Consider the following 14549-nt stretch of genomic DNA (forward strand, 5'->3'; position numbering starts at 1 on the left):
GAGCCTTACGGCTCAAGCCAAAGGGTGGGTCAGTTTGAGATGGAAATGGCGGGTCAGTTTTGCGTGGAAATTAACAGTACGGTGTGATGTGTAGCTTCCTGCCTTGCTTGGTTCTGGTAAATATGCGCTTGGAAACTCCCTGGTAATGCTTGGTCAGAGCATCTGGGTCTGGAATTGCTCGAAGGGAGCCCTGCATCCTTGAACTCTTGGATGAACCAGTAGGGGGATGATTTCGCAGATCTGCAGCTCAAATCTCCGCTCGACTTGCCCTGCTCAGGGTTTGCTGTTCAGCAGCTGTATCGCAAGCCAACTCTGCGGTTGCTAGTGAAGCCTCTGGAGTCCTTGCAGTCTCACCTGCGGCCTTGTTGCTGGATGGCTTTTCACCCAGTCTTGGGGATGGCTGCAGGACCGCAAATTCGCCGTCCGCGGCGGACGTTGCATTTGCGAGTGCTTGGCTAAGCTAGTCCGCCAGTTCCGGGCAGATGCGAGCCACATTATTAGAACTCTGCGAGAGCTTCGCGTCTTCGGTTCTGATAATGTGTTGAGCATGACTACGACTTGCCAGGACATGTAGCTGCGCTTGGTGATACTGGCCATCTCGTACTCCTCGTGCCTGTGGCATGTTGCGGAGTTCATTGGCGCAGAATTAGCACCGGGTCACGAAATTACATGTTGAACATGCGTCAATGGGATAAATCGGAAGAATAACAAAAAACCCTCTTAAATCAACGACTTAAGAGGGTTTTTGTCTGGTGCGCGATACATGGATCGAACATGTGACCCCTGCCGTGTGAAGGCAGTGCTCTACCGCTGAGCTAATCGCGCTTTAACTGGTGGGTGATACATGGATCGAACATGTGACCCCTGCCGTGTGAAGGCAGTGCTCTACCGCTGAGCTAATCACCCGAAGACCGCAATTCTAGCAGCAACTTTGGGCGTCTTCGGGAAAACTCGTAAATTTTCTGAAAAAACTCAGTTCGAGCGCAGTTCGCGCCGCAGGATCTTGCCCACATTGGTCTTGGGCAGTTCGTCGCGGAACTCGATATAGCGTGGCCGTTTGTAGCCGGTCAACTGCTCCTGGCAGTAGCGCATGACTCGATCCTCCGTCAGCGAGGGGTCGCTGCGCACCACATAGACCTTGATCGATTCGCCCTGCTGATCGTCCTTGACGCCCACGGCTGCGCATTCGAGCACGCCGGGGCACATGGAGATGACGTTCTCCAGCTCGTTTGGATAGACGTTGAAGCCGCTGACCACCATCATGTCCTTCTTGCGGTCGATGATGCGGGTGTATCCCTCGTCGTCCAACACACCGATATCGCCGGTGCGCATATAGCCGTCGGCCGTGAAGGCCTTGGCGGTCTCTGCAGGCTGGTTGTAGTAACTGTGCATGACGTTGGGGCCCTTGATGCAGAGCTCTCCCGCCTGGCCGTTCGGCAGGTCGTGGCCTTCATCGTCCTTGATGGCGATCGAGATGCCGGGCAGAGGCAGGCCTATGGTGCCGGTGAACTCCTTGTTGGTGACGGGATTGTTCGTGCCTATGGCGCAGGTCTCGCTCATGCCCCAGCCTTCGATCATGGCGCAGCCCGTGGTCTGCTGCCACTGACGCGCCGTGCCTTCGGACGCCGCCATGCCGCCGGCCTGGGAGATGAATAACTGCGAGAAATCGAGCTGGCGGAACTCCGGGTTGTTGAGCAGCGCATTGAACAAGGTGTTCACCGCAGGCAGCACATGGAAGGGCCGCTTCTTGAGCACCTTCACAAATTTCGGGATATCGCGTGGGTTGGGGATCAGACTGAGGCTGCCGCCCAGCCGCATGGCGAACAGGCTCACGGTGAGCGCGAAGATGTGATAGAGCGGCAAGGCCGCCACGATATGGGTTTCATTGGCCTTGACCCTGCCTTCCAGCGCAGGCGTGAACCAGGTGTGGGCCTGCAGCGTGGCGGCGACGATATTGCGATGGGTCAGTACTGCCCCCTTGGACAGGCCTGTTGTGCCGCCCGTGTATTGCAAAAAGGCGATCGAGTCCAGCGTGGCCGTGCTGGGGATGAGCTTGCGTCCAGTGCCCTCGGCTAGGGCCTTGCTGAACTGGGTGACCTGGCGCGGTTGGCTGCCGGCGCCTGAATCCGAACCAAGGGGCAGGTCAAAGGCCGGCACCATCTTGGCCAGGTGGCGCACGGCAAAGGTGATCCAGCTGCCGTACAGGCCGCCGAGCAGATCGCCCATGCTGGTCAGGCAGATATGGCGGATATGGCTGCGCTCCAGCACCTGGGCCAGGGTGTGGGCAAAGTTCTCCAGGATGATGATGGCCGTGGCACCCGAGTCCTTGAGCTGATGCTCGAGCTCGCGTGCGGTGTAGAGCGGATTGACGTTGACGCAGGTAAAGCCTGCGCGCAGCACGCCGGCCATGCTGACGGCGAACTGCGGCACATTGGGCAGCATGATGGCCACGCGTGCCCCTGGCTCCAGACCCAGGCTCTGCAGCCAGGCCCCCATCTGCGCGGATAGCTTGTCCAGCTCGGCATAGCTCATCCAGCGGTCCATGCAGACGGAAAAAGGGCGTTCTGCATGCTGGGAAAAGGCTTCTTCGAGCAGGTGTACCAGCGAGCGGTACTGCTCGGGCTGTACATCGTGCGGCACATTGGGCGGATAGTTCTTGAACCAGGGAGCGGCAGCGTCCATAAAAGAGGTACCTTGCAGAAGCCGCTCGTCGTCCAGGGAAGCGGGCGGCGGGTTGAACAAAGAAGGCCAGCGTGCAAAACCTGCGCTGCGGCTGATTCTGCGGATGCGCTCTGTCAGGGTCTACGGGGGCTTGTCCTAGGCGCTGAGCGGCATGCTTGCTACGGTAGTGCTTGGAGGTGCAGGCTTTGAATACCTGGTTCTGGCGCGCAGTGGTGATGGGCAGCTGGCTGGCGCTGCTGCTCTGGTGCGGCTATTGGTGGCCGCGCTCAGTTGCTGTGGCACTGCTGGGCGCGGGCCTGATTGCGGGCGGAGCCGGGCTGCAGCTGGGCACGCAGATGCTGATGATGCGCATGGTGCTGCGCCGCCGCGGTGTGCCGCTGCCATCCGCCATGATTGCGCTGCGGGCCTGGCTGTCGGAGTGGCGCTGGGCCTGGCGGTTGTTTGGCTGGCAGATTCCTTTTGGCGAACATGCAGAGCCCGATGGAGTGCCTGTAGATCGCGAGGACATGCAGCTGCAAGGGCAGGTGCAAGGGGAGGTGCAAGGCCAGGTGGGCGTGGTGCTGGTGCACGGCTATTTCTGTAACCGTGGCGTGTGGACCGTCTGGCTGCGCAGGCTCAAGGCGCGCCGCATTGCCTGCATGGCCATGACGCTGGAGCCCGCGCATGGCAGTCCTGTCGACGCCATGGTGGACGATCTCGACAGATGCGTGAAAGCCATGGTCCAGCAAACCGGCCGTGCCCCGCTTCTGGTTGCGCACAGCATGGGCGGTCTGGTGGTGCGGGCCTGGCTCAAGCGGCTCGATGCCGATGAGCGTGCGCGCCATGCGGCCCATGTGGTCACCGTGGCCACGCCGCATGGCGGAGCCTGGCTGGCGCGGTTTGCGCAGCGCCTGCCGGCCGTGGAGATGCGCGAAGGCAGCGACTGGCTGCAGCGGCTGGGGCCGCCGCCCCAGGATGTGTCATTCAGCTGCTGGTGCAGCAGCAGCGACAACATCGTCTTTCCTCCCGATCTGGCGGTCCTGCCGAATGCGCAGTGTCATCAGGTCGACGATGCAGCGCATATGCAGTTGCTGTTCGATCCTCGGGTCTGGCAGCACTGCCTGCAGTTGCAGGCGCAACTGCAGGCACGACCTCAGGAGCGATCGCAGGAGCGGTATCAGGCAGCCGAGGTGGGCGCTTCCGCAGCCGACGCCGGGGCACGGGCCTGCGGGTCTTGAATCAGGTGGATGTCGGTGGCGGAAACCAGGGCGATCTTCTGCTCGGCGCAGCGCTGCAGCAGGCCGAACAGCAGGTCGCTGCGCGTGCTGTAGACATTGCGCGAACTGGAGACATGGCCGAAGCTGGTGATGTTGACCACGCTGCCATTGATGGAGTCCACATACATTGAAGGGGCCGGGGTGCTCAGCACGGCCTCATGCTCGGCATAAAGGCCCAGCAGCACCTCGCGCAGCTTGACGATATCGGTGTTCAGCGGCACCGAGAACGCGATCGAGATGCGGCCCAGCGCGCCATCCATGGTCAGGTTCTGCACGGACTTGGTGATGAACTCCGAGTTGGGCACGATGACGGTGGATTTGTCATCGGTCTGGATCTCGGTGGCGCGCACGCTGATGCGGCGGATGTCGCCGACCTGATCGCCGATGCGCACGCGGTCGCCCAGCTTCACGGGGCGCTCGGCCAGCAGAATCAGGCCCGAGACGAAGTTCTGCGTGATGGCCTGCAGACCGAAGCCGATGCCGACGGACAAGGCGCTGGCCAGCAGAGCCACTTTTTCAAAGCCTATGCCCAGGGCCGCCAGCGTCCATAGGCCGGACAGCAAAATGCCCATATAGCGGGCCACGGTGCTGATGGAGTTGCGTGCGCCTATATCCAGCTCGGTCTTGGGCAGAAAGGTCTCCACCAGCCAGTGCTGCAAGGCACCAAACAGCGTCAGCCCCGCAACCAGCACCAGCAGGCCGCGCAAGATTGTCATGGGGCGCAGGAAGGAGTCGCCAACGGGCAGACCGTTGGTCAGCGTATCGGCCAGCACGATCAGGCTGCTGGAGTTGCCAAAGGGCGCGATCAGCGCCATCAGCCCCAGCAACAGCAGACAGACACGCGTGAGAGCCGACAACAGCACGCCGACCTGCTCCAGGCGCGAGGGCTTGAGCCCCGTGCCGGCAGCGAAGCCCTGGCCGATACGGCTCTCGCTGGAGCACAGCCAGGTAAAGACGTCGTCGGCAAACTTCATCAGCAGCGAGGTGGCCAGAACCACCACGGTGATCCAGACCATTTGCGTGGCTGCGAATACCGAGAAGTTCAGATAACCGATCAGCGCTGCGATGAGCGCGGCCAGCACCGTCAGATGCCCGCCCAGCCAGGCCAGCATCAGCCAGCGACTGGTTGCCGCAGGCCGGTAATCGTCACCATGATGAGCGGCCTTCTCGCGCTCGGCCAGTTGCTGGCGCTTGCGTTGCTTGTTGATGACCATCAGCACCGACATGATGAGCAAGGCATAGACGAGCGCAATCAGTCCGTCCAGGGCCACGCTGCTGACGGCACTGGTGCGTGCGGCAATGTCCACCGCGTTGAGCATCATGGAGAACCAGGTCAGACCGGCGGCTCCCCAGGCAAAGCGTGTGAGCGCAGGGGCGGCGATGTCGTCGATGTTGAGCAGTCGCCAGGTCGGACGCTTGGGCACCAGCAGGCAGGCGCTGACGGAGAGGAAGAAGGCGGCGACAAATGAGGATTGAATCCAGGCATCGGCCACGGTCTGCAGGCGCGGTGCAATCGCGTCTATGGAGCGCAGGCTCTCGATGAATACCAGGCTGGCCAGGCCGGGCAGGGCCGTGCCCACTACCAGCATCCAGACAGCCAGACCCGTGCGGCGCAGCCGTCCGTTGGGCGCGCGTTCGGAGGACGCAAATTTTCGGCCCGCGTAGCGCAGGCCGATGCGCAGCGGAAACATCACAAACAGCGCCAGGGCGATGCCGTTCAGCGTGGCCGACCAGCCATGTTCGGCAATGGCTGCCGCAAAGCTGGCCTGGCCCTGGCGTGTCAGGGCCGCAATGCGCTGCAGGTCGGTCGGCAGATGCTCGGCAAACTGCTTCCACAGCGAGGGCGACAGCGGCGATGCCACCTTGCGGGCGATCTGTGCGTTGAACTGCTGGGTGCGGATTTTCTCGATGCTGTCCGTGGTCTGTTTGGCCTCCATGGACAACAGCTTGCCGCGCTTGAGCGCGGAGTCCAGCTCGCTGTGCTGCTGCGCCAGATCCTTGCGCTGCAGGCTCAGTTCGGGGGATTCCTCGCTGCCTTCGGCCACCGGACCCAACTGGGCAATGCGAGCGTCGATTTGCTTGAGCAGCGGCTCCAGCGCCGTGACGGCATTGTCGGCATCGCGTTTGGACTGCAGGGCTTTTTCGGACAGTGCCTGCAGCGTTTCGGAGGTGTCGGCGTCATCGAGCGACTGGCGTACCTTGTCCAGGGTGTTCGATGCCTGTTGAATCTGGGCGATGGACGTGGTCTGGATATCGCCATTGGCAGGCAGCTCGGCCGCGACGGCCAGACCTATGCAAAGTTGGAGCGCTAAAAGCCAGCGCAGCAGTTGGTTGCAGCGGTAATGCATTGTGAAGAAGTGAGTGGGCGGCAGTTTGCCTCTGGCGCTCACTATAGGTGCAACGCTGCGGTCAGGGTTTCAGGGCGCAGCCAAGTCATGCAGGGCTTGCAGCCTGGATATTCTGCGTCGGATGCTATTGAAAATGGAGCTTTATGCGCTTTTCTGGAAAGGAATAGAGCCGAATTCTCATCTGACAATTCGGCTCTTGACCTCGCGCTTGCCATGGCGCGTGCCGGTATACATCCGCTGACTAAATCAGCTGCTCGCCGGGCAGCAACTCCTTGGCGCCAATGGTGGGCAGCTGACGCAGCTGCTCGTACAGCGGCGCAAAGTCGGCATCGGCCAGGTTCAGCAGGTGGGGCATGTCATCAATCACGAAATAGGTCTGCTGATAGGTGTCGATCTTGTAGAGCGTGCGCATGGTGCGCTCCAGTTGCAGCGGCAGACGATGCGGCTGCGGGCTGTTGACGCTGTACTCCAGCTCGCCCACGGAGCTGAGAATGCCTGCGCCATAGGCACGCACGCCGCCGCTCTCACGGATCAGACCGAATTCCACCGTGTACCAGTACAGGCGCGACAGCATCTCGCAGGCGCCGAGCTCGGCGGCCTTGAGGCCGCCCTGTCCGTAGGCCTGGATGAAATCGGCCATGACGGGGTTGAACAGCAGCGGCACATGGCCGAAGAGGTCGTGAAAGATGTCGGGCTCGACGATGTATTCAAACTCCTCGGGCTTGCGTATCCAGTCCGTGACCGGGAATTTGCGCTGGGCCAGCAGCGAGAAGAACGGTACCTCGGGAATCAGACCTGGAACGCCGACGATCTCCCAGCCCGTGGCCTTGAATAGTCGCTCGTTGATTTCCTCGAAGCGTGGAATGCGCTCCTTGGCGCCCAGCGACGGCAGGGCGTCGATGAAATGCTGGCTGGCGCGGCCCGGCAGCAGCGCGGATTGGCGCTCGTAGAGGCGGTGGTAGGTGTCATGCTCGGCCTCGGTATAGGCGGCATAGTCCTGCGTGCAGGTGTAGTCGGCATGGGCACGCGTGTAGTCGCCGCGTGGCGGGCGGTCGGACTGGCCATAGACGACGGGGGCCGCGCCGATGCCGCCGGCCATGGTGGTGTTGTTCTGGATGCTGTTCATAAGGCACTCCCTGAGATGAGGGGTCGCGAAGGCTGCGACCAGAGCTCGTGGCCGGGGCGCAGCAGGGAAAAGGAGAAGCGAGCCGAAAGCTGGCTCAGTGCATCTGTATCTGGGCGCGCTTGACGAGCTGTCCGTAGCGCGCATGCTCGGCCTGCACCAGGCGGGCAAAGTCCTGCAGACGCAGGTCGTCGCGCACCACGCCCATGGCGTCGAAGTACTGCTGTATATCGGGCCTTTGCAGCGTCTGGGCAAAAGCCTCCGACCAGCGTTTGGCCTGGCTGTCCGTGATGCCGGCAGTGGCAAAGATGCCGAACCAGGTGGTCAGATTCATGCCCTTGATGCTGTCGTCCAGGCTGGGCACTTCCGGCAGAGCCGGCAGCGGCGAGCGCCAGGTCACGCCAATGGCCTTGAGTCTGCCGGCCCGCAGATGAGGCAGAGCCGAGGCGATGTTGTCGAACATCAGATCGGCCGTGCCCTCGAGCAGAGCCGACAGAGCCGGTCTGGCCCCGCCAAACGGCAGGTGCTGGAGCGGAACCTGGGTCAGCGACTGGAACCACTGGCCCGCGATATGGCCGATGCTGCCGTTGCCCGCCGAGGCATAGCGCAGGGGCTGCCGGTGCTTGGACATGAAGCGCAGCAAATCCTCGGGCGTGTAGATGCGCCACTGCATGGCCAGTTCGCTGCGCATGACCAGCACATGAGGCATGCGGGCCACGAGTGTCAGCGGCTGAAAGTCGCGCAGCGGATCGTAGGGCAACTGGGGGTTGAGCCAGGGAAGGATGGCATGTGTGGCCACGGCACCCATCAGCAGCATGGGCTCGCGCGCTCCTGCTCTGGCCACCATGGCTGCACCCGTGGCGCCACCGTCGCCTGCGACATTGAGTACATTGATATTGCCCAGGGCCGTGGTTTCCTGCGTCAGCTTGCGCGCTGCCCGATCCAGCGGCCCGCCCGCCGCATAGGGAACGACCAGCGAGAGTTCGTTGCGGCTGCGGCTGGAATTCGACGGCAGGGCGCTCGCATCCCTGGCAGCATGCGCGCTGTCCGCGATCAGGGATGTCGCCGAAGCCACCGCCAGCGACATGGCCTGGCGGCGGGAAAGGCGCCAGGTGTCGGCAGGCGCGTCCATCCCCGGTGATCTGCAGTCCTCTGGGGCTGTAGCGGGTGGCTGATGTGGTCGCGACACTGGATCCTTCCGGGCGTTGAAGCTGGCGGCAACGCCTCACGCCAGGCGTGGATGCGGCAGTGCAGCATGGCGGGAAGTATAGGGACGGAAATCGGTCGCCACATGGTCCGTTTGATGGAGTGGTAACCATTGGTATCTTTTTGATGTATTGCGTAGCGACGGAGTCCACGCCAGCCATGCTGCAAGCGAGCAGACGAGGCGGGTGCAGGCCGAGGTGGCGCATGGCAGACTCCGTTGATCTGGCTCAGGTCTTGAGCACGCCGCGGCGCATCTGGTCGAGTTCCATGGTCTCGAACAAGGCCTTGAAATTGCCCTCGCCAAAGCCGCTATTGCCCTTGCGCTGGATGAACTCGAAGAAGATGGGACCCAGCTGGTTTTCGCTGAAGATCTGCAGCAGCAGCTCGCCCGGCTGGCCGTCCACCAGGATGTTGCGCGCCAGCAGCTCGGGAATGGGTTCCTGCAGGTCCGGGATGCGCTTGGGCAGCAGCTCGTAATAGGTCTCGCTGGTGTTCAGCAGCTTGATGCCGTTCATCTGCAGACCGTCCACGGTGTCGTAGAGATTGGTCGAGCCCAGCGCGATGTGCTGTATGCCTTCGCCGTGGTACATGTCCAGATATTCCTGAATCTGGCCGGCCTTGTCGTTGCCTTCCTCGTTGATGGGAATGCGGATCTTGCCGCAGGGGCTGGTCATGGCCTTGCTCTTGACGCCTGTGGCCTGACCTTCGATGTCGAAGTAGCGGATCTCGCGGAAGTTGAAGATGCGCTCGTAGAACTCGGCCAGCTCGGCCATGCGGCCGCGGTAGACGTTGTTGGTCAGATGGTCGATATAGGTCAGGCCCAGACCCTCGGGGTGCAGATCGGCACCGGGCAGAGGCTCGAAGTCCACGTCGAAGAAGCTGATATTGCCCAGGTCACCGTCCTTGGCACCATTCTTGCCGCGCCATTTGTCGATGAAATAGATTAGCGAGTCGCCAATGCCCTTGATGGCGGGAATGCTCAGTTCGCCGGGGGCGGCCTGCTGGGCATAGCCCCAGGCACCCAGCGAGGTGGCGCGCTCATAGGCGTACTTGGCGTCGTTGACGCGGATGGCGATGGCGCAGACGCTGGGGCCGTGCAGACGCGCGAAGCGCTGGGCAAAGCTGTCGGGCTCTGCATTGATGATGAAGTTGATCTCGCCCTGGCGATACAGGGTCACGTTCTTGCGGCGGTGCTTGGCGATGGCCTGAAAGCCCATGCGCTCGAACAGCTGACCCATGGCCACGGGATCGGGGGCCGCGTATTCGACGAACTCGAAGCCGTCCGTGCCCATGGGGTTGTCCCAGGTCTGGAACTGGCTGGCGTTGCTTTGAGTCAGTGGGGCGTTCATGGCAGAGGTCTCCATCGGGTAGGGGCGCAACACATGAAGAACAGGTGTCGACGATGGATGCACTGTAGGACAGGGCGTGGACAAGCTTCATGCAAAAATGCCTTGGCTGCAAACAGATCAATGCATGAAAATTGCATAAAAAATTGATTTCATGCAATTTAAATGGTTATCAAGGGTTAACCATTAATAAAAACTGCGCTTTTTTTATAATCTGCCGCCATGAGTTCCATGCACACCATCGACAAACTGGATAAGGCAATTTTGCGCCGATTGCAGGCCAATGGCCGAGAAACTTATGACGTCATCGGGGAGCAGGTCGGCCTGTCGCCCAGCGCCGTGCTGCGCCGTGTCAAGCGGCTGGAGGAAAACGGTGTCATCGACCGCTATGTGGCTTTGGTGCAGCCCGAGACCGTGGGCCTGGGGCTGACCGCCTATATCAATGTGCGTCTGGAAAAATACACCGAAACCAGCAAGCGCAATCCCATGGATGTGTTCCGCGCCAGCGTGCAGACCTGGCCCGAGGTGGTGGAGTGTGTCTCCCTCACTGGCGAGATGGACTATCTGCTGCGGGTGGTGGTGGCAGACATGCAGCATTACAGTCGTTTCATCATGGACACGCTGCTCAAACACCCCAGTGTGCAGGATTGCAAAACCAGCTTTGTCATGGACCGGGTCAAGGTCACGACGGCCGTGCCGCTCTAAGCCTTCGTAGAGGTCCTTCATATGGACCATGACCTAGCCGGAAACAGAAGCTAAGGTGTTGAATTAGCGGAAAATCCTTACAGGATTGTTGCAATGCAATATGTGGCTTGTGAAACCTCGGGTTTTTACCTATATTTCAGGCTATGAACCTCCCCAAAGACTGGTTGACATCGCCCTGGCAGGCCGGCTCAGGCTGGCTGCGAGACATGGGCAAGTCCCATGGCGCCGAGCGTCGCTCGCCGTCCTTGGTCCCCATCCGTTCGCTGAGCCCGCGCCATCGCGACCGCATCATCAAGCATCTGCTCAAGCTGGATGCGCGTGATCGCTATCTGCGCTTTGGCTATGCGGCCAACGACGAGCAGGTGCGCCGCTATGTCGAGCAGCTCGATTTCGAGCGCGACGATATCTTCGGCATCTTCAACCGCCGCCTGGAATTGATCTCCATGGCGCATCTGGCCTTTGCCGGCCACCCCGAGCATGAGAAATGCGCGGAATTCGGGGTCTCCGTGCTCAAGAGTGCACGCGGCAAGGGGCTGGGGGCACGTCTGTTTGCACGTGCAGTGCTGCATGCGCGCAGCAAGAACGTGAGCATGATGTTCATCCATGCGCTGTCCGAGAACACGGCCATGCTCAAGATTGCGCGCAACGCGGGTGCCACGGTCAAGCGAGAAGGTTCGGAATCCGAAGCCTATCTGGAGCTGCCGCCTGCCGACTTCGAGACCCATGTCAGCGAGCTGGTGACGGAGCACCTGGGCGAGATGGACTACCAGCTCAAGAAGCAGGCCGTCAATTTCTGGGCTTTCCTGGCCGGCGTGCAGGAAGTGCGCAAGGGTGTGCAGGAAGGCCGCCATAAATCAGGCGAGTAAATCGTCTTGTGAAGCCGGCAAGGCTGCAGCCCAATAAAGACAAGCGCAAGCAGATATCAAAATAGCTTTGACTGAGTGCGCTCGGTGACAGCCGTTCATGGCTTTTGTGAGCTAGCAAGCCGTCTGTCAACACAATCCGTTATTCTTGGGGACTTGTTCGACTACCGCACGTCCTGCACTCCAAGACAGTGTCTGACCCCCATCCTGCGCGACTTCCCGAGAAGGAAGACAAGCGAAGCTTCCTGCAAAAGGTGGCTGAGTTCATCCATCCGGCACCGGAGTCTCCCGATGAACTGATCGAAACCCTGGCCGAAGCCGAAGACAACCAGGTCATCGGCACCGAGTCGCGTGTCATGCTGGAGCGCGTGATTCGCATGGCCGACATGAGCGCCGGAGAAGTCATGGTGGCCGCGCCACGCATGGATCTCATCAATATCGATGCTCCGTATGAAGAAATCCTGCACCAGGTTCTGACCACGGCGCATTCGCGCTTTCCGGTCTACCAGGGCGAGCGCGAGAACATCATTGGCATTCTCATGGCCAAGGATTTGCTCAAGCTGCAGCGCTCTCCCACCCTGAACATTCGTGCTCTGGTGCGCCCGGCCGTCTTCGTGCCCGAGAGCAAGGGCCTGAACGACTTGCTGCGTGAGTTCCGCGCCAATCGCAATCATCTGGCCGTCGTCATCGACGAGTTCGGCCGTGTGGCCGGCCTGGTGACGATTGAAGATGTGCTGGAAGAAATCGTCGGCGAGATCGAGGACGAGTTTGACATCCCCGAGGACGAGGGCGATATCTTTGCTCTGGCCGACAACAGCTACCGCGTGGCGGGCGATGCCAGCATCGAGCATGTGAGCGAGGAGTTCGAGACTTCGCTGCATGCCAGCGACCCCGATGCCGAGTTCGATACCATTGGCGGATTGATTGCCCATGAAATCGGCCATGTGCCCAAGCGTGGCGAGCAGATTCATCTGGGCGGGCTGGAGTTCACCGTGCTCCACACCAAGGGCGGCGCGGTGCGCTGGTTCAAGGTGGTGCGCGATCCTTCGCCAGACAGCTTGGTTCGCAACTGATCGCGACCTGCGCAAATCCGGGTCAGGCCTGGTGTGATGCCGGTGGAAATACTGGTTGTGCCTCTTGGTTTGCACAAATCTTGGCGATACCTCGTATGCTTGAATTCACCCAACCGCCCGGTTGGGTGTTTTGTTAGTGCCTGCTGATTCCTATGACCACCACTGCCTCTACCGTTCAGACCGCTGCTGCCAGGCCCAAAGGCTGGATGAGCTGGCTTTTGATGCTGATTGCAGGCGGGCTGCAGGCCTTCTCTCTGGCCTGGCCCTGGGCTCGCGGCCAGGGCGACGGCTGGCTGAGCTTGGCCGGAGGCTATGGCCGTCCGCTGTGGTGGCTGCAGATTCTGTCGCTGGCGGTGCTGGTTCATGCGCTGCTGGCTGCCCGTACCGCCGCTCAGGCGGCAGGCCGGGCCTGGCTGTTCGGCACGGCCTGGCTGGCGGCCACCTTCTGGTGGCTCTTCATCTCCATGCACACCTATGGCGGATTGGCGGCGCCATTGGCGGTGGCCGCCGTGTTGGCGCTGGCGGGCTTTCTGGGTGGCTATTACGCCGTGGCTGCATGGTGCTTCAAGCGTTTGGCAAAGGCGCCGGATGCATTGTCAGCGATGGTCTTTGCTGCACTCTGGACGCTGGCCGAGCTGGCGCGTGGCTGGCTCTGGACCGGTTTTCCCTGGGGCGCAGGCGGCTATGCCCATGTGGAAGGTCCGCTGGCCGTGCTGCCGCGCTGGATTGGCGTCTACGGCACGGGGTTTGTGGCGGCCTGGGCTGCAGCCTGGCTGGCGCTGCTGGTCTGGCGCATGCAGACCAGGTCGGCGTTGCTGAAATTCAGGCCGGCCCTGGCATCTGCGGTGGCCCTGGGCCTGGTCTGGGGCGGGCTGTGGTGGTCGCGTGATGCCGCCATTGAAGCACCTGGTCAGCAGCCCGGCATGAGCGTAGAGCTGCTGCAGGGCAATATTCCGCAGGATGAAAAGTTTGAAATGGGTTCGGGCGTGGTGGTGGCTCTGCGCTGGTATGCCCAGCAGCTGCATGACGCCAGGGCCCAGTTGGTCGTGGCCCCCGAGACAGCCATTCCACTGCTGCCTCAGCAGCTTCCCGAAGGCTATCTGGACTTTGTGCGCGCACCTTTTGTCGCCAAGGAATCCAGCCGCGCGGCTCTGGTGGGCCTTCCGCTGGGGAATTGGGACAAGGGCTTCACCAATACGGTCGAAGGCTGGCTGCCGGGGCAGACCCAGGCCTATCAGTACGACAAGCACCATCTGGTGCCGTTTGGTGAGTTCATTCCGCCCATGTTCCGCTGGTTCACCGAACTCATGAATATTCCGCTGGGCGACTTCAATCGCGGCGCACTGGGCCAGCCTTCCATGAGTTGGGCGGGTGAGCGCCTGTCGCCCAATATCTGCTACGAAGACCTGTTCGGCGAAGAGCTTGCGGCCCATTTCGGCAATGCGGCGACGGCTCCCACGGTGCTGGTCAATCTGAGTAACATTGGCTGGTTTGGCGACTCCGTGGCCATCGATCAGCATCTGTCCATCAGCCGCATGCGCGCGCTGGAGTTCGAGCGCCCCATGTTGCGCGCAACGAACACCGGAGCCACGGTGGTGATCGATCACAAAGGGCAAGTGGTGAAAGCACTGGCGCCTTACGAGCGCGCGGTGCTGCAGGGCCGGGTTCAGGGGCGCGACGGGCTGACGCCTTATGCGCGCTGGGTGCATGCTCTGGGTCTGTTGCCTCTGACTCTGTTGTGCCTCGTGTTCTGCGCGCTGGCCTGGATCTCCTTGAGAAAGACCGAGGAAGGCGTAGTGTCCCGCACGGAATAAGCCACCTCGGCATCAGCGGCTGTGGCATTTGTGGCAGAGTCTTGGGCCTGAAAACGGGTATTGTGTCCCGGGTAGGGGCGTGAGCCTTGATAATCCCTGGTTGTACCGCCCGCAGTGGGCGCGCGCAGCGGGC

10 protein-coding genes and 2 tRNA genes are annotated in these 14549 nt (G+C 61.5%); 5 read left to right on the top strand and 7 right to left on the bottom strand.

Going from position 1 to position 14549, the window contains the following annotated elements; all coding sequences use genetic code 11:
* Positions 1-750: 750 nt before the first annotated feature.
* From ACWGXF_RS17185 to ACWGXF_RS17195, 3 genes are all read right to left on the bottom strand, one after another.
* Positions 751-825 (bottom strand) — tRNA-Val (locus tag ACWGXF_RS17185).
* 6 nt (positions 826-831) lie between these two features.
* Positions 832-906, bottom strand: a tRNA-Val gene (locus tag ACWGXF_RS17190).
* Positions 907-972: 66 nt separating this feature from the next.
* A complete protein-coding gene (locus ACWGXF_RS17195) occupies positions 973-2682 on the bottom strand; it encodes an AMP-binding protein (RefSeq protein WP_256628667.1) in 1710 nt (569 codons plus the stop codon).
* Positions 2683-2858: 176 nt separating this feature from the next.
* On the opposite strand from ACWGXF_RS17195, the gene ACWGXF_RS17200 reads away from it, so the two are divergent.
* Complete coding sequence (locus ACWGXF_RS17200; RefSeq protein WP_452102197.1) at positions 2859-3899, top strand: esterase/lipase family protein; 1041 nt, start codon at positions 2859-2861, stop codon at positions 3897-3899.
* Here the strand turns inward: ACWGXF_RS17200 and ACWGXF_RS17205 are convergent.
* The 4 genes from ACWGXF_RS17205 to hppD form a co-directional block, all read right to left on the bottom strand.
* Positions 3839-6286 carry a DUF3772 domain-containing protein gene (locus ACWGXF_RS17205; protein ID WP_256628663.1) on the bottom strand — a complete coding sequence of 816 codons (2448 nt, stop codon included), beginning with the start codon at positions 6284-6286 and terminating at the stop codon, positions 3839-3841. The two genes, ACWGXF_RS17200 and ACWGXF_RS17205, sit on opposite strands and share 61 nt — an antisense overlap.
* Positions 6287-6527: 241 nt before the next feature.
* The gene (gene phhA / locus ACWGXF_RS17210) at positions 6528-7412 is read right to left on the bottom strand and encodes a phenylalanine 4-monooxygenase (RefSeq protein WP_452102198.1); all 885 of its coding nucleotides are present in this window, start codon (positions 7410-7412) and stop codon (positions 6528-6530) included.
* 94 nt (positions 7413-7506) lie between these two features.
* Positions 7507-8541 (bottom strand): Bug family tripartite tricarboxylate transporter substrate binding protein, encoded by a 1035-nt coding sequence (locus ACWGXF_RS17215; RefSeq protein WP_003068008.1) that lies wholly within the window; start codon positions 8539-8541, stop codon positions 7507-7509.
* Between the two features lie 301 nt (positions 8542-8842).
* Positions 8843-9964, bottom strand: a complete 1122-nt coding sequence (gene hppD / locus ACWGXF_RS17220) for a 4-hydroxyphenylpyruvate dioxygenase (RefSeq protein WP_012839929.1) — start codon at positions 9962-9964, stop codon at positions 8843-8845.
* 219 nt (positions 9965-10183) lie between these two features.
* Here hppD and ACWGXF_RS17225 point away from each other — a divergent pair, with 219 nt between their 5' ends.
* The 4 genes from ACWGXF_RS17225 to lnt all read left to right on the top strand — a co-directional run bounded on the left by ACWGXF_RS17225 (position 10184) and on the right by lnt (position 14416).
* Positions 10184-10666: an Lrp/AsnC family transcriptional regulator gene (locus ACWGXF_RS17225; protein WP_034354614.1), complete on the top strand. Its 483-nt coding sequence runs from the start codon at positions 10184-10186 to the stop codon at positions 10664-10666.
* A 143-nt stretch (positions 10667-10809) separates the two neighbouring features.
* Positions 10810-11532 (top strand): GNAT family N-acetyltransferase, encoded by a 723-nt coding sequence (locus tag ACWGXF_RS17230; protein ID WP_034354611.1) that lies wholly within the window; start codon positions 10810-10812, stop codon positions 11530-11532.
* A 188-nt stretch (positions 11533-11720) separates the two neighbouring features.
* Positions 11721-12602 carry an HlyC/CorC family transporter gene (locus ACWGXF_RS17235; RefSeq protein WP_003068015.1) on the top strand — a complete coding sequence of 294 codons (882 nt, stop codon included), beginning with the start codon at positions 11721-11723 and terminating at the stop codon, positions 12600-12602.
* A 152-nt stretch (positions 12603-12754) separates the two neighbouring features.
* Positions 12755-14416 (top strand): apolipoprotein N-acyltransferase, encoded by a 1662-nt coding sequence (gene lnt, locus ACWGXF_RS17240; RefSeq protein WP_452102199.1) that lies wholly within the window; start codon positions 12755-12757, stop codon positions 14414-14416.
* Positions 14417-14549 lie beyond the last annotated feature (133 nt).

It is taken from the genome of Comamonas sp. HJ-2, from assembly GCF_053615495.1.

What these genes read in the sequence shown, in the direction of transcription:
- ACWGXF_RS17195 (WP_256628667.1), bottom strand. Translation starts at nt 2,682, where the DNA reads ATGGACGCTGCCGCTCCCTGGTTCAAGAACTATCCGCCCAATGTGCCG.
- ACWGXF_RS17205 (WP_256628663.1), bottom strand. Translation starts at nt 6,286, where the DNA reads ATGCATTACCGCTGCAACCAACTGCTGCGCTGGCTTTTAGCGCTCCAA.
- phhA (WP_452102198.1), bottom strand. Translation starts at nt 7,412, where the DNA reads ATGAACAGCATCCAGAACAACACCACCATGGCCGGCGGCATCGGCGCG.
- ACWGXF_RS17215 (WP_003068008.1), bottom strand. Translation starts at nt 8,541, where the DNA reads ATGGACGCGCCTGCCGACACCTGGCGCCTTTCCCGCCGCCAGGCCATG.
- hppD (WP_012839929.1), bottom strand. Translation starts at nt 9,964, where the DNA reads ATGAACGCCCCACTGACTCAAAGCAACGCCAGCCAGTTCCAGACCTGG.
- ACWGXF_RS17225 (WP_034354614.1), top strand. Translation starts at nt 10,184, where the DNA reads ATGAGTTCCATGCACACCATCGACAAACTGGATAAGGCAATTTTGCGC.
- ACWGXF_RS17230 (WP_034354611.1), top strand. Translation starts at nt 10,810, where the DNA reads ATGAACCTCCCCAAAGACTGGTTGACATCGCCCTGGCAGGCCGGCTCA.
- lnt (WP_452102199.1), top strand. Translation starts at nt 12,755, where the DNA reads ATGACCACCACTGCCTCTACCGTTCAGACCGCTGCTGCCAGGCCCAAA.